Origin of the sequence: uncultured Pseudomonas sp., from assembly GCF_913777995.1 — a bacterium.
GTDB lineage: Bacteria > Pseudomonadota > Gammaproteobacteria > Pseudomonadales > Pseudomonadaceae > Aquipseudomonas.
In genome coordinates, this window is record NZ_CAJYVE010000033.1 from 1 (window position 1) to 15,018 (window position 15,018).

General features: G+C 62.9%; 14 protein-coding genes. 3 read left to right on the forward strand and 11 right to left on the reverse strand.

The features are described 5' to 3' along the window. The 3 genes from QZ497_RS14170 to rpsU all read right to left on the reverse strand — a co-directional run. Positions 1-1,196: RNA polymerase sigma factor region1.1 domain-containing protein (locus tag QZ497_RS14170; RefSeq protein ID WP_295476156.1), on the reverse strand; the 1,196-nt coding region annotated here is incomplete at its 3' end. Positions 1,197-1,263: 67 nt separating this feature from the next. After that, positions 1,264-3,243, reverse strand: coding sequence for a DNA primase (gene dnaG, locus QZ497_RS14175; RefSeq protein WP_295476158.1), 1,980 nt, complete (start codon positions 3,241-3,243; stop codon positions 1,264-1,266). 361 nt (positions 3,244-3,604) lie between these two features. Next, on the reverse strand, positions 3,605-3,820 hold the full coding sequence (gene rpsU / locus QZ497_RS14180; RefSeq protein WP_003255575.1) for a 30S ribosomal protein S21: 216 nt from the start codon (positions 3,818-3,820) through the stop codon (positions 3,605-3,607). Between the two features lie 233 nt (positions 3,821-4,053). Between rpsU and tsaD the strand changes: the two genes are divergently transcribed. Further along, on the forward strand, positions 4,054-5,079 hold the full coding sequence (tsaD, locus tag QZ497_RS14185; RefSeq protein WP_295476159.1) for a tRNA (adenosine(37)-N6)-threonylcarbamoyltransferase complex transferase subunit TsaD: 1,026 nt from the start codon (positions 4,054-4,056) through the stop codon (positions 5,077-5,079). A gap of 12 nt (positions 5,080-5,091) precedes the next feature. Here tsaD and plsY read toward each other — a convergent pair whose 3' ends face one another. Further along, the gene (plsY, locus tag QZ497_RS14190; protein ID WP_295476161.1) at positions 5,092-5,661 is read right to left on the reverse strand and encodes a glycerol-3-phosphate 1-O-acyltransferase PlsY; all 570 of its coding nucleotides are present in this window, start codon (positions 5,659-5,661) and stop codon (positions 5,092-5,094) included. Between the two features lie 75 nt (positions 5,662-5,736). Here plsY and folB point away from each other — a divergent pair, with 75 nt between their 5' ends. After that, positions 5,737-6,090, forward strand: coding sequence for a dihydroneopterin aldolase (folB, locus tag QZ497_RS14195; RefSeq protein ID WP_295476163.1), 354 nt, complete (start codon positions 5,737-5,739; stop codon positions 6,088-6,090). Next, positions 6,081-6,608, forward strand: a complete 528-nt coding sequence (gene folK / locus QZ497_RS14200; protein WP_295476165.1) for a 2-amino-4-hydroxy-6-hydroxymethyldihydropteridine diphosphokinase — start codon at positions 6,081-6,083, stop codon at positions 6,606-6,608. The genes folB and folK overlap by 10 nt, the downstream gene beginning before the upstream one ends. Positions 6,609-6,827: 219 nt before the next feature. Here the strand turns inward: folK and QZ497_RS14205 are convergent, their stop codons facing one another. The 7 genes from QZ497_RS14205 to apaG form a co-directional block, all read right to left on the reverse strand. Further along, a complete protein-coding gene (locus QZ497_RS14205; protein WP_295476167.1) occupies positions 6,828-8,057 on the reverse strand; it encodes a multifunctional CCA addition/repair protein in 1,230 nt (409 codons plus the stop codon). An 82-nt stretch (positions 8,058-8,139) separates the two neighbouring features. Beyond that, the gene (locus QZ497_RS14210; protein ID WP_295476169.1) at positions 8,140-9,705 is read right to left on the reverse strand and encodes a SpoVR family protein; all 1,566 of its coding nucleotides are present in this window, start codon (positions 9,703-9,705) and stop codon (positions 8,140-8,142) included. Continuing rightward, positions 9,702-10,973 (reverse strand): YeaH/YhbH family protein, encoded by a 1,272-nt coding sequence (locus QZ497_RS14215; RefSeq protein WP_295476171.1) that lies wholly within the window; start codon positions 10,971-10,973, stop codon positions 9,702-9,704. The genes QZ497_RS14210 and QZ497_RS14215 overlap by 4 nt, the downstream gene beginning before the upstream one ends. Positions 10,974-11,125: 152 nt before the next feature. Continuing rightward, complete coding sequence (locus tag QZ497_RS14220) at positions 11,126-13,048, reverse strand: PrkA family serine protein kinase (RefSeq protein WP_295476173.1); 1,923 nt, start codon at positions 13,046-13,048, stop codon at positions 11,126-11,128. Between the two features lie 288 nt (positions 13,049-13,336). Next, positions 13,337-13,657: a thiosulfate sulfurtransferase GlpE gene (gene glpE, locus QZ497_RS14225; RefSeq protein WP_295476175.1), complete on the reverse strand. Its 321-nt coding sequence runs from the start codon at positions 13,655-13,657 to the stop codon at positions 13,337-13,339. A gap of 20 nt (positions 13,658-13,677) precedes the next feature. Beyond that, complete coding sequence (locus tag QZ497_RS14230) at positions 13,678-14,538, reverse strand: symmetrical bis(5'-nucleosyl)-tetraphosphatase (protein ID WP_295476177.1); 861 nt, start codon at positions 14,536-14,538, stop codon at positions 13,678-13,680. Next, the gene (gene apaG, locus QZ497_RS14235) at positions 14,538-14,918 is read right to left on the reverse strand and encodes a Co2+/Mg2+ efflux protein ApaG (protein ID WP_295476179.1); all 381 of its coding nucleotides are present in this window, start codon (positions 14,916-14,918) and stop codon (positions 14,538-14,540) included. The genes QZ497_RS14230 and apaG overlap by 1 nt, the downstream gene beginning before the upstream one ends. Between the last annotated feature and the right edge of the window lie 100 nt (positions 14,919-15,018).

Below are 15,018 nucleotides of genomic sequence, written 5' to 3' on the forward strand. Positions count from 1 at the left end.
CGGTTGGTGTACTTCTTGGCGATGGAGATCACCAGACGCAGGTTCGCCTCGACCATTTCCTTCTTGGCGCGGCGGGCCTTGGCCTCACCGATGGACATGCGACGGTTGATGTCCTTGATCTCGGCAACGGTCAGGCCGGTTTCTTCTTCCAGGTCGCGCAGCTTCTGCTGGCAACGCTTGATATCAGGCTGGAAGCGTACGATGGCCTCGCCGTGCTTGCTCTTGCTGCTGGCAATCGAGTCGCTCCACGACAGGTCGACTTCGTTGCCCGGGAACGAACGCAGGAACTCGGCACGCGGCATGCGCGCATCACGCACGCACAGCTGCATGATGGCGCGTTCCTGGGCACGCAGGCGCTCCAGGGCACCACGCACGCGCTCGACCAGCACTTCGAACTGCTTGGGCACCAGCTTGATCGGCATGAAGAGGTCAGCCAGGGCGAGCATTTCTGCCACGGCCTGCTTGTCTTCACGGCCTTTCTTCAGGGCCTTGAGGGTGATGGCCAGCTGATCGGCGACGGCGCCGAAGCGCTGCTGGGCGACCACTGGGTCGGGACCGCTTTCGGTCTCTTCCTCTTCGTCGCTGCCTTCGGACTCTTCGTCTTCGTCGTCGTCCTTGTCATCGGCCTTGGTGGCCTTTTCGTCCATGGGCGGCGGGACTTCGGCCGGTGGCGCGATGCCGTCGTCCGGGTCGATGTAGCCGCTGAGAACGTCGGACAGACGACCGCCTTCGCTGGTGACGCGATCGTATTCGGAGAGGATGTACTCGACCGTGCCAGGGAAGTGCGCGATGGCGCCCATCACTTCACGAATGCCTTCCTCGATACGCTTGGCGATTTCGATCTCGCCTTCGCGGGTCAGAAGCTCGACCGTACCCATTTCGCGCATGTACATGCGCACCGGGTCGGTGGTGCGGCCGATGTCGCTCTCTACCGCGGCCAACGCTGCGGCCGCTTCTTCAGCGGCGGCTTCGTCGGTGTCGGCATCGGCCAGCATCAGGGCGTCTGCATCCGGAGCACTCTCGTGGACCGGGATCCCCATGTCGTTGATCATGCGGATGATGTCTTCCACCTGCTCCGGATCTGAAATATCCTCCGGCAGGTGGTCGTTGACCTCTGCGTAAGTCAGATACTTCTGCTCACGGCCCAGGGTGATCAACTCTTTGATACGAGACTGCTGTTGCGCTTTTCCGGACATAACACCCTATCCACTGAAGGTCTTGGCGGGCAAAAAACAAGCCGGGGATTATACCCGAGCTATGACCTCACACGCCAGTTGAGGTCGGGTTTTGTGTCTGCTCTTTACGACAGAGCAAGCCGAGCAGTTGCGATTTCTCTTCCGCAGTCAGCCCGCTTTGTTTCTCTTTGCTGATCAATCGATCCAGGAGTCGCTCGCGCTGGCGGGCGGATAACCTAGTTATAGTGTCGAAAAACTGTTGTTCAAGGTTGCCGGCTTCGATCAACCATTCCTTCTCGGCCAGCGCGCGCAGCAGGCGGCCCTGTTCGGTGCCATGCCAGCGCGCTATCAACTGTAACGACCGCAAACCCGGATTCTTTTGCCGGGCTTCGATCAAGGCGACCAGCAGCTGTGCCTGAAAATTGTCTTCATCCGCGAACTGGCTGGCATTGTCGACTTTTTCGGCCAGTTCCGGGTGGTGCAGCAGGGTGCGCAGCGCCGTTTGCATGGGCTGCTCCACCGTGACCGGTGTACGCGGCTGGCGCGGTTCGAAGTCCTTGCGCCCGCCCTTGTTGCCCCACTGCTTGTTGTTGTCCCACTTCTTCTGGCCCTGACGACCGGCGCCACCCTGCTTTTGCGGGGTCCATTGCGGCGCTTCGTCGTGCAGGCCTTCGTAGCCGCCGGCGGGCTGATAGTCGCCGTAGTCCGGCATGCCGCCATAGTCGGCGAACGGGTCGTGGCTGGGCTGGCTCGGCGCGGGGGCGCTTTGTGCCATCTGGCTCATGGCGTCGCCGCTCAGCCCGGTGATCTCGCTCAGCCGCTGGCGCATCAGGGTGCGCAGGTTGGCGCCGGGGACCTTTTCGATCAGCGGTGCCGCCAGGGTCACCAGGTGCGCCTTGCCTTCCAGCGAGCGCGGGTCGGCCTCTTGGGTCAGCTGCTCGAAGAAGTAGTCGGCGAGCGGCTGGGCATGCTGGTTGATGCGTGCCTTGAAGGCGTCGGTGCCTTCGGCGCGTACCAGCGTATCCGGGTCCTCGCCCTCGGGCAGGAACAGAAAGCGCGCCCGGCGGCCGTCTTGCAGGCTCGACAGGGTCGCCTCCAGGGCGCGCCAGGCGGCGTTGCGGCCGGCCTGGTCGCCGTCGAAGCAGAACAGCACGCTGGGCACCACGCGGAACAGCCGCTTGAGGTGCTCTTCGCTGGTCGCCGTGCCCAGGGTCGCCACCGCATTGCGCAGGCCTTGCTGGGCCAGGGCGATGACGTCCATGTAGCCTTCGACGACGATGATCTCGTCGAGGTTGCGGTTGTGCTTGCGCGCCTCGAACAGGCCGTACAGCTCCTGGCCCTTGTGGAACACCGGGGTTTCCGGCGAGTTCAGGTACTTGGGCTTGTCGTCGCCCAGAACCCGGCCACCGAAGGCGATGACCCGGCCACGGGTGTCGCGAATCGGGAACATCACTCGGTCGCGGAAGCGGTCGTAGCGCTTGCCGGTCTCGGTGTTCTCGATCAGCAGCCCGGCGTCGATCATCACCTTCTGTTGCAGGCTGTCGCTGCTCAGGTGCTTGTACAGGTTGTCCCAGCCCGGCGGCGCGAAGCCCAGGCCGAAGTCACGGGCAATCTCGCCCGACAGCCCGCGCCCCTTGAGGTATTCCACCGCTGCCTTGCGCGCCGGGTGGCTCTTGAGCGCCTGGCGGTAGTACTGCGCGGCGGCTTCGAGCAGCGGGTACAGCGGTGAGTCGGTGGGCTGGCGCGGCTTGTTGCCCCGGTTGCCCTGTTCCCTCGGCACTTCCATGCCGGCGGCCTTGGCCAGTTCTTCCACGGCCTGGGGGAAGTCCAGGTTGTCGTGGTCCATGATGAACCCCAGCGCGTTACCGCCGGCACCGCAACCGAAGCAGTAATAGAACTGCTTGTCGGGGCTGACGCTGAACGAAGGGGTCTTTTCCTTGTGGAACGGGCAGCAGGCGACGTGGTTCTTGCCGGCCTTCTTGAGTTGCACGCGCGAGCTCACCACGTCGACGATGTCGGTGCGGTTCAGCAGGTCGTCAATGAAACTCTGGGGTATCAGCCCGGCCATGGTGTTCTCATCAGGCGAAATGCAAATTATCGGTGCGCGTCATTGTGAAGCATGGCTGACGGGGATGCACTCGAGCCCTGAAACGACAGGGTGCTTTCTTGAATGATGTGACGGGGTCAGCCATCTGCGCGGCTGCCTTATATAAAACGCTGCCCTGTCGACTTTGCTTGGAAAGCCTGCAGGGCATTACGTTCTGTGCGTGAATCGCTTCGCCAGGGAAGCGAACCGCACGGCCTGGAATCAGGCGAGATGTGCGCTGACCGCGAAGCCCGTCAAGCGGGACCTGCTGTCAGTGAAGCTGAACTGCCGACAGCCCGGCTCAGGGCCGGGCATGGCAGAAAGCTTGCGGCGTCAGTCTGTATTAGTACAGACGAACGGCGCGGCGCTGTTCGCGCTGAACTTTCTTGGCGTGACGCTTAACGGCAGCCGCTGCTTTGCGCTTACGCTCGGCAGTTGGCTTCTCGTAGAATTCGCGGCTACGAACTTCAGCCAGAACACCGGCTTTTTCGCAGGAGCGCTTGAAACGACGCAGAGCTACGTCGAAGGGTTCGTTCTCTTTTACTTTGACGGCTGGCATCCAGAGCTACCTTCATTCATTACCGGGGGCAACGCTTCGTGCAAACGTTGCACTGAATACGTCGGTTTTTAAGGGTTGCGGATGTTACCCCTTCGGGCGAGGGATTGCAAAGCCTCTGATCGAAAACCGCTGGTCGGCACCCGGGCCGACGACTATCATGCGCGCCTTCGAAGGCCGGGCGGCAGTGTAATCGCCCCGCCGCGTCACGTCTGCCCCCCTGAAAAGGCGCACCCATGCTAGTACTGGGATTAGAAACCTCCTGCGACGAAACCGGCGTCGCCCTCTACGACAGCGAGCGCGGCCTGCTGGCCGATGCGCTGTTCAGTCAGATCGACCTGCACCGGGTCTACGGTGGCGTGGTGCCCGAGCTGGCCTCGCGTGATCACGTCAAGCGCATGCTGCCGCTGATCCGCCAGGTGCTGGCCGAAGCCGACCGCGTGGCCACCGATATCGACGCCATCGCCTACACCGCCGGCCCCGGCCTGGTCGGTGCGCTGCTGGTCGGCGCCTCCTGCGCCCAGGCCCTGGCCTTCGCCTGGGACATCCCGGCGCTGGGCGTGCACCACATGGAAGGCCACCTGCTGGCGCCGATGCTGGAGGCGCAGCCGCCGCAGTTTCCGTTCGTCGCCTTGCTGGTGTCGGGCGGCCATACCCAGCTGGTGCGGGTCGATGGCATCGGCCAGTACGAGCTGATGGGCGAGTCGCTGGACGACGCCGCCGGTGAAGCCTTCGACAAGACCGCCAAGATGATGGGCCTGCGCTACCCCGGTGGCCCGGAAATCGCCAAGCTGGCCGCCAGTGGCGTGCCGGGGCGTTTCACCTTTCCGCGGCCGATGACCGACCGCCCCGGCCTGGCGTTCAGCTTCAGCGGCCTGAAGACCTTCGCCCTGAACACCTGGCAGCAGTGCCAGGCGTCTGGCGACGACAGCGAACAAACCCGTTGCGACATCGCCCTGGCCTTCCAGGAGGCGGTCGTGGAGACTCTGACCATCAAGTGCAAACGCGCCCTCAAGCAGGCCGGGCTGAACAGCCTGGTGATCGCCGGTGGGGTGAGTGCCAACAAGGCGCTGCGGGCTTCGCTGGAAAGCATGCTGGCGGGCCTCAAGGGCCAGGTGTTCTACGCCCGCCCGCAATTCTGCACCGACAACGGCGCGATGATCGCCTACGCCGGTTGCCAGCGTTTGCTGGCCGGGCAGAAGGAAGGCCTGGGCATTCATGTGCAGGCGCGTTGGCCAATGGAGCAGTTGCCCAGCCTTTAAGCCCGGGCTGCGTCAGAAATGTCGTTCGCGCCCTGCCAGCAGGTCGCGTAGATTGCCCCGGTGGCGCCACACGATGAGCAGCGTCAACAGGCTCACCGGCAACAAGGCGCGGGGTTCCTGCCAGGCCAGTAGCGGCAGGGTCAGGGGTGTGGCGATCAACGCCGCCAGCGAGCTGGTGCGGGTCAGGTAGAAGGTCAGCAGCCACACGGCCACGGCCAGTGCGGCGGCGGGCGGGTAGAGGCCCAGCAGCATGCCGGCGGCAGTGGCCACGCCCTTGCCGCCCTTGAAGCGGAAATACAGCGGAAACAGATGGCCGAGCACTGCGCATAGGCCGACCCAGGCCTGTTGGCCGTGGCCCAAGCCGTAGTGCTGGGCGATTAGTACGGGCAACAGGCCTTTGCAAAGATCGCCGGCCAGGGTCAGGATGGCGAGCTTCTTGCCCGCCAGGCGCAGCATGTTGGTGGCGCCGGCGTTGCCCGAGCCACTGGCGCGCGGGTCCGGGCTGCCGCTGAGGCGGCTGAGCAGGATGGCGAAGGACAGTGAGCCAAGCAGGTAGGCGAGTATCGCCAGTAACCAAAACATGCTAACCATTCCGGGCAAGGATGGCCCTGATTCTAACGGCGCATTGCGCCCTTGTCGTGCTGTGGAGAGTAGTGCTTGGACAGAGTGTTCATCGAGGGGCTGGAAGTCGAGACGGTGATCGGCGCCTATGACTGGGAGCGCGGCATTCGCCAGTGCCTGCGCCTGGACCTGAGCTTCGCCTGGGATAACCGCCCGGCAGCGGCGGGCGACGACCTGAGCAAGGCGCTGGATTACGCCAGTGTGTCCGAGCGCATCCAGGCCTTCGCCGCGCAGACCCAGTACCAGCTGGTGGAAACCTTTGCCGAGCGCCTGGCCGAAGTGCTGATGAGCGAGTTCGGCATTCCCTGGCTGCATATCAAACTGACCAAGCCGGGCGCCGTGGCGGCCGCTCGTGGCGTGGGTGTGGAGATCGAGCGCGGATGTCGCTGACGCGGATTTTCCTGGGCCTGGGCAGCAACATCGAGCGCGAACGGCACCTGACCGCCGGCCTCGATGCGCTGGCGGGCTTTCTCGGCGACCTGCAGTGCTCGCCGGTGTTCGAGAGCCATGCCGTGGGTATCAAGAGCGGGCCGTTCTTCAACCTGGTGGTCAGCGCGCTGACCGACCTGCCGTTGATGGAGCTGGACCGTCGGCTGAAATTCATCGAGGCCGACAATGGCCGTTATGCGCCCGACCGTGTCGGCCTGCCGCTGGATATCGACGTGTTGCTGTATGGCGAGCAGGTGGGCAATTTCGATGGGCTAGTGCTGCCGCGTGCCGAAATCCTGAAAAATGCCTTCGTATTGTGGCCATTGTCGTTGATCGCGCCGGAGCAGGTTCATCCCGGTGCGGGGCAGTCGTTCGCCAGCCTGTGGGCCGAGGCGCAGATCGACCAGCAGCTGTGGCCGGTGGCCTTCGAGTGGCAAGGCCAGGCGCTGACCCCGGCGCAAATGCTGACCCGTGCCTGACCGGGGCCAGGCCTTTCGCGGCTGAAGCCAATACTGATCAGTTAGGCCGTGGGAGCGAGCTTGCTCGCGAAGGCGGGGTCACGTTCACAGCGAAATCAGCGACTTTGCCACCTTTTCGCGAGCAAGCTCGCTCCCACAGAACCGCAAAGCGCTTAATCGAGCTGTATTGGCTTCAGCCGGGATGCTTTTCGTGGCTGAAGCCGCGCCTCCCGGTAGGCATCAGGCTTGCTGGCTGGCCTTGTAGACTTTCAGTCTGTCCAGCCTGGCTTCGCGCAGGGCATTGCCCAGTTCCTGGCCCTTGAGTCCCTTTTCCAGCAGCGGTTGCACGGACACCGCGCGGGCCGCGTCGGCGGCGCCGCGCAGGTAGATGGCCTGGGGATAATCTCGCTCTTCGAAACCCTGTCGGCCACGGGCGTCCATTTCGCAGGCGGCGATGAATTCTTCGAAGCGCTGCGGCCGACGGTAGACGTCGAAGCTCTGCAGCAGGTCCAGCAGGGTCGAAGGCTTGAGTTCCAGGGCGCGATGCCCGTGGGTATGGTACTGGCCGACCAGCAGGGCCAGTTCCTGGCACTCCTTTGGCGCCTTGACCCGCTCGTTGACCGCCTTGATCAGCGGCAGGCCGGTGTGTTCGTGGGCAATGTGGCGCGGCCATTCGTCCGGCGGGGTGGCGCCTTTGCCGAGGTCGTGCAGCAGGCAGGCCCAGCGCACGCTCAGCGGCTGCTGGTGGCGGGCGGCCTGCAGCAGGACGCGGAGAATGTGTTCGCCGGTATCGATTTCCGGATGATGCGCCTCCGGCTGCGGCACACCGAACAGGGCTTCGACCTCTGGCATCAGTTCCTGCAGGGCGCCACAGTCGTGCAATACCCGAATGAACACGTCGGGGCGCTCTTCCATCAGGGCGCGGGAGATTTCCTTCCAGCTGCGTTCCGGGGTCAGCGCCTTGAGTTCGCCGGACTCACTGAGCTGGCGCATCAGGGCCAGCGTTTCGGGGGCTATGCTGAAACCCAGCGGGGCATAGCGTGCAGCGAAGCGCGCCACACGCAGCACACGCAGGGGATCTTCGGCGAATGCCGGGGAAACGTGACGCAAGATGCGGGCTTCGAGGTCTTGCTGGCCGCCATAGGGGTCGGTCAGCTGACCGTCCTTGTCTTCGGCCATGGCGTTGATGGTCAGGTCGCGGCGGATCAGGTCCTGTTCCAGGGTGACCTCTGGGCTGGCATGGAACACGAAGCCGCCATAGCCCACGCCGCTCTTGCGCTCGGTGCGCGCCAGGGCGTATTCCTCGCCGGTCAGCGGATGCAGGAACACCGGAAAGTCAGTGCCCACCGGGCGGTAGCCCTTGACCAGCATCTCTTCACTGGTGGCCCCAACCACCACCCAGTCGGTATCGGTGACGGGTTGCCCCAACAGGCGATCGCGAACCGCGCCGCCGACTTTGTAAATCTGCATAAGAACCTCCGTAGGCCCGACAGGATAAACCTTGTACGGGCCGCAGGAGGTTAAAACTGCGTGATGAGGCGTTGCAGGGGAGTCAGAGGTGATGGACTACCGCCAGGTCCAGGCGCGGGTATTCGTTGTCGGCGCCTTCGCCACGGGGCGGTACGTGGTGGGTCTTGACGATCTGGTCACCCTGCAGGGTTTCCAGGTGCACGTCGAAGCCCCACAGGCGGTGCAGGTGCTTGAGCACTTCGTCCGTGGACTCGCCCAGCGGTTTGCGATTGTGCTGCTGGTGGCGCAGGGTCAGCGAGCGGTCGCCGCGCCGGTCGATGCTGTAGATCTGCACGTTGGGTTCGCGATTACCCAGGTTGTACTGTGCGGCCAGGGTTTCACGAATGATGTGGTAGCCCGCTTCGTCATGGATCGCCGGCACCAGCAGCTCTTCCTTCTGGTCGTCGTCCATGATGCTGAACAGCTTGAGGTCGCGCATCACCTTGGGCGACAGGTACTGCAGGATGAAGCTCTCGTCCTTGAAGCTGCTCATGGCGAACTTGATGGTGCTCAGCCAGTCGCCACCGGCAAGGTCCGGGAACCAGCGGCGGTCTTCGTCGGTGGGGTTCTCGCACATGCGGCGAATGTCCTGGAAGATCGAGAAGCCCAGGGTGTAGGGGTTGATGCCGCTGTAGTAGGGGCTGTCGAAGCCAGGCTGGTAGATCACGCTGGTGTGCGACTGCAGGAACTCGAACATGAAGCCGTCGGTGACCAGCCCTTCGTCGTACAGGTCGTTGATCAGGGTGTAGTGCCAGAAGGTCGCCCAGCCTTCGTTCATCACCTGGGTCTGGCGTTGCGGGTAGAAGTACTGCGCGATCTTGCGCACGATGCGCACCACTTCACGCTGCCAGGGCTCCAGCAGCGGGGCGTGTTTCTCGATGAAGTAGAGGATGTTCTCCTGCGGCTCGGCTGGAAACCGCGCGTTGTCGGCCTGGCTGTTCTTCTCGGCGCTTTTCGGGATGGTGCGCCACAGGTCGTTGATCTGCCGCTGTAGGTGCTCCTCGCGGTCCTTCTGGCGACGGCGCTCCTCTTCGGCGGAGATGGGGTAGGGCCGCTTGTAGCGGTCGACGCCGTAGTTCATCAGCGCATGGCAGGAGTCGATGAGGTCTTCCACGGCGTCGATGCCGTGGCGCTCTTCGCACTGGGTGATGTACTGCTTGGCGAACACCAGGTAGTCGATGATCGAACTGGCATCGGTCCAGGTGCGGAACAGGTAGTTGCCCTTGAAGAAGCTGTTGTGCCCGTAGCAGGCATGCGCCACCACCAGTGCTTGCATGCACATGGTGTTTTCTTCCATCAGGTAGGCAATGCACGGGTCGGAGTTGATGACGATCTCGTAGGCCAGTCCCATCTGTCCACGCGAGTAGGACTTTTCCGTGCTGAGAAACTGCTTGCCATAGGACCAGTGATGGTAGCCCAGCGGCATGCCCACCGAGGCGTAGGCGTCCATCATCTGCTCGGCGGTGATCACCTCGATCTGGTTGGGGTAGGTGTCCAGGGCATAGCGTTCGGCGATACGCGCGATTTCCCGGTCGTATGCCTGGATCAGTTCGAAGGTCCACTCTGACCCCGTGGAGAGGGGCTGGCGTTTCTGATCTCTAGCGGTCATGTCACTAACCTGCGCTGGAAGAGTTCACGGAATACCGGGTAGATATCACCGGCGGACACCAGTTGCTGCTGGGCGAAGGTATCGGCGAATTCCTCGCTGATGCGCTCGTATTCGTACCACAGCGCCTGGTGCTCGCGGGGGGTGATTTCCACGTAGGTGTAGTACTGCACGAACGGCATGATCTGCTTGGTGAGGATTTCCCGGCAGATGGGCGAGTCGTCGTTCCAGTTGTCGCCGTCGGAGGCCTGGGCGGCGTAGATGTTCCACTCGTTGGCCGGGTAGCGCTCGGCCATGATCTCCTGCATCAGCTTCAGGGCACTGGAAACGATGGTGCCGCCGGTTTCCCGGGAGTAGAAGAACTCTTCTTCGTCCACCTCGCGGGCGCTGGTGTGGTGGCGGATGAACACCACGTCGATCTTGTCGTAGTTACGCTTGAGGAACAGGTACAGCAGGATGAAGAAGCGCTTGGCGATGTCCTTGGTTGCCTGGGTCATCGAGCCGGAGACGTCCATCAGGCAGAACATCACCGCCTTGGAGCTGGGGTTGGGCTGCTTGACCAGCAGGTTGTACTTGAGGTCGAAGGTGTCGAGGTAAGGCACACGGCGAATGCGCGCCTTGAGGCGTTCGACTTCGCCTTCGAGTTCCTGGATATCGCCGAAGTTGTCCGGTTCTTCGACCTTCAGGCGCTCCAGCTCGGCCTGCACCTGCTTGAGCCGCGCGCGGCTGCTGCCCGACAGGGCGATGCGCCGGGCGTGGGCCGAGCGCAGGGTGCGGACGATGTTGATGCGCGAGGGGTTGCCCTCGTTGCTGATGCCGGCGCGCACGGTCTTGAAGGTGTCGGTGCCGGTGAGGTGGCGTTTGACCAGGTTGGGCAGTTCGAGGTCTTCGAACATGAATTCGAGGAATTCTTCCTGGGTGATCTGGAAGACGAACTCGTCCATGCCTTCGCCGGAATTGCTGGCCTTGCCGGCGCCCTTGCCGCCACCGCCGCCCTGGGGACGGGCGATGCGCTCGCCCGCAGTGAATTCCTTGTTGCCGGGGTGCACGACGGTCTGCTTGCCGCCGCGGCCATGGTGCAGGACCGGCTCGTCGATGTCGCGGCCGGGGATGCTGATCTGTTCGCCGTGCTCCATGTCGGTGATGGAGCGGCGGCTGACGGCTTCTTCAACCGCCTTCTTGATGTGGTCGCGGTAACGCCGCAGGAAACGCTGGCGATTCACCGTGCTCTTGTTCTTGCCGTTCAGGCGTCGGTCGATCACGTAACTCATAGGGGCCCCTTAGGGGAGCTGCAAGCTCCAGGCTACAAGCTGCAAGTTGCCTATCCAAACGCCGGCTTCACGCAGTCAACGGCGCACCTGCTGCCCCCTGTGGGGCGACAGGTACGTCGTTGCTGACCTGAAGCTTGCCGCTTGTCGCTGCCTTACTGCGATTTGCGTACGCGCAGGTACCACTCGGAGAGTAGACGCACCTGCTTGTCGGTGTAGCCCCGCTCGACCATTCGAGTGACGAAGTCGTTGTGTTTCTGTTGGTCTTCCTTGCTGGCCTTGGCGTTGAAGCTGATGACCGGCAGCAGGTCTTCGGTGTTGGAGAACATTTTCTTCTCGATCACCACCCGCAGCTTTTCATAGCTCAGCCAGGTTGGGTTCTTGCCATTGTTGTTGGCACGTGCCCGCAGGACGAAGTTGACGATCTCGTTGCGGAAGTCTTTCGGGTTGCTGATGCCGGCCGGCTTCTCGATTTTCTCCAGTTCTTCGTTGAGGGCCACGCGGTTGAGGATTTCACCGGTTTCCGGGTCGCGATATTCCTGGTCCTGAATCCAGAAGTCTGCGTACAGCACGTAGCGGTCGAAGATGTTCTGCCCGTACTCGCTGTACGACTCCAGGTAGGCGGTCTGGATTTCCTTGCCGATGAACTCGATGTAGCGCGGTGCCAGGTACTCCTTGATGAAGCGCAGGTAGCGCTCGCGGGTTTCGGCCGGGTATTGCTCCTGTTCGATCTGCTGCTCCAGCACGTAGAGCAGGTGCACCGGGTTGGCGGCGACCTCGTGCGGGTCGAAGTTGAACACCTTGGAGAGGATCTTGAAGGCGAAGCGGGTGGAAAGCCCGGTCATGCCCTCGTCGACGCCTGCGCTGTCGCGGTACTCCTGGATCGACTTGGCCTTGGGATCGGTGTCCTTGAGGTTTTCCCCGTCGTAGACGCGCATCTTGGAATAGATGTTGGAGTTCTCCGGCTCCTTGAGGCGCGACAGGGTGGTGAACTGGGCCAGCATCTTCAGCGTGTCAGGCGCGCAATGGGCGCTGGCCAGCGAACTGTTGATCAGCAGCTTCTCGTAGATCTTGATCTCGTCGCTGACACGCAGGCAGTACGGCACCTTGACGATGTAGATCCGGTCGATGAAAGCCTCGTTGTTCTTGTTGTTGCGGAAGCTGTGCCACTCGGACTCGTTGGAGTGGGCCAGCAGCGTGCCGTTGAAGGGAATCGCGCCCAGGCCTTCGGTGCTGTTGTAGTTGCCTTCCTGGGTGGCGGTGAGCAAGGGGTGCAGGACCTTGATCGGCGCCTTGAACATCTCGACGAATTCCATCAGGCCCTGGTTGGCCCGGCACAGCGCGCCCGAATAGCTGTAGGCGTCGGCGTCGTTCTGCGGGAATTCTTCCAGCTTGCGGATATCGACCTTGCCCACCAGCGCAGAGATGTCCTGGTTGTTCTCGTCGCCCGGCTCGGTCTTGGCGATACCGATCTGGTTGAGGATGGAAGGGTAGAGCTTGACCACCTTGAACTGGCTGATGTCACCGCCGAATTCGGCCAGGCGCTTGGTGGCCCAGGGCGACATGATGGTGTTGAGGTAGCGGCGCGGGATACCGAAGTCCTCTTCGAGGATGTCGCCATCTTCGGCAGCGTTGAACAGCCCCAGCGGCGACTCGAATACCGGCGAGCCCTTGATCGCGTAGAAGGGCACCTTCTGCATCAGCTGCTTGAGCTTTTCGGCCAGGGACGACTTGCCGCCGCCGACCGGGCCGAGCAGGTAGAGGATCTGTTTCTTCTCTTCCAGGCCCTGCGCGGCATGGCGGAAGTAGGAGACGATCTGCTCGATGCACTCTTCCATGCCGTGGAAATCGGCGAAGGCCGGGTAACGTCTGATCACCTTGTTGGAGAAGATCCTCGACAGGCGCGAGTTGGTAGAGGTGTCTACCAGTTCGGGCTCCCCGATGGCCATGAGCAGTCGCTCTGCTGCCGAAGCGTAGGCGCTGCGATCCCGTTTGCAGAGCTCAAGGTACTCCTGTAGTGAGAGCTCTTCCTGCCGTGTGGTTTCGAAGCGTTGTTGGAAGTGGCTAAAAATACTCATGACGTCACCTCGCTCGATACGTTGAGCCGGCGGCGGATCGTCAGTCGATGCTGGCAGCAGCTGAGTATCCAGATGCCGTTACCCCCCAGAACACCATAAAAGTAACTACCGATGACCCACGCGCCGGTGTACCGGCTCTCCCCGGATTACGGATGGCCTGTGGGTAAGAATAGTTCGGTTTCTGGAAGGTAAAGAAGGGATGTGCGAAAGGAGCCCCGAGCCGTTCGTCGGTTCAGGGCGCCAGCCCACGCGCTACGCGGGGTGAGCCGGATTAAATTTTTTTTTCGTTCAGCCTTGCTCGGTTTCGTTCGGGTAGTGGCCACGCCATGCCTCGAAGCCGCCGTCGAGGCTGTAGACGTCGGTGAAACCCTGGCTGGCCAGGTAGGCGGCGGCGTTCTGGCTGGAGTTGCCGTGGTAGCAGACCACGATCACCGGCTGGCTCGGCTCGGTGTCGGCGATGAAGCCGGCCAGCGAGTGGTTGTCGAGGTGGCGGGCACCGCTGATATGGCTGCCGGCGAAGGTCTGTGGGTCGCGGATATCGACCAGCACGGCGCCTTGTTCACGCAGGGTGTGGGCCTGCTCGGCGGAAATGCGTTTGAAGTCGGTCATGTCTGGGCTCCAGGCTGGGGTCAGTTCGGGGTGGTCGTGATCGGGCGCTGGGCCACGGCCCGCCCGTCAGGGTCGCAATCGCAGTAGTGGCGCTGCAGGGTATCGACATCGAGCAGGGTCATGCCACCGCCCCATACGCAGCCGCTGTCGAGGGCGAACACGCCGGGCTCGTCGCAGCGCCCCTCCAGGGCCGCCCAATGGCCGAAGATGATCTTCAGGTCACGGGTCTTGCGCTCCTTGTGGCTGAACCAGGGGGCATAGCCGGGCGGGGCGGTGTCGATGCCTTCCTTGCCCTTGAGGTCGAGCTTGCCATCGGCGGTGCAGAAACGCATGCGCGTGAAATAGTTGGTGATGACCCGCAGGCGCACGACGCCTTGCAGATCACCGTCCCACTTGGCTGGCTCGTTGCCGTACATGTTGGCCAGGTAGTCGTCGTAGCGGGCGTCGTCGCGCAGCACGGCTTCGACCTCGGCCGCCAGCTTGAGGGCTTTCTTGAGGGTCCACTGCGGCGGGATGCCGGCATGCGCCATGGCCACGTTGCGCTCGGCATCGTAGTGCAGCAGCTTCTGCCGGCGCAGCCAGTCGAGCAGTTGCGCGCCGTCGGGGGCCTCAAGGATCTCGTTGAGGGTGTCGCCCTTCTTCAGGCGCCCGGCCTGGCGTGACACGGCCAGCAGGTGCAGGTCGTGGTTGCCCAGCACGCAGGTCACCGCGTCACGGATGCCATACAGGTAACGCAGGGTCTCCAGCGATTGCGGGCCGCGATTGACCAGGTCGCCGACCAGCCACAGCTGGTCCTGGCCAGGGGTGAAGCGCACATGGTCGAGCAGGCACTTGAGCGGTTCCAGGCAACCCTGCAGGTCACCGACTGCATACACCGCCATCAGTGCAGGGCGCCCGGTACGGCGAGGCGGAAGGGCGCAATCACCGCGTCGAAGCGTTTGCCGTCTTCGGCGAGCATCTGGTAGCTGCCCTGCATGGCGCCGACTTGGGTGGGCATCACCGTGCCGCTGCTGTAGGTGTGGCTTTGCCCGGCCTTGATCAGCGGCTGCTGGCCGACCACGCCCTCGCCACGCACTTCTTCGACATTGCCGTTGCCATCGGTGATGACCCAGTGCCGTGACAGCAGCTTGGCCGGCAGCAGGCCGTTGTTGTGCACGGTGATGGTGTAGGCGAAGGCGAAGCGGTTCTGCTCGGGATTCGATTGCTCGGCGAGGTAGCGCGTCACGACGCTGACATCAACCTGGTAACGAGGATCGGACATGCGGTGTGCCTTGAATACTTGGGTTTCGTAGAAAACCCAGGGCGAATGACTCAAGCAAGGGCTCAGTCTAGGTCATGTACGGGGAAAATCACCGCAGGTG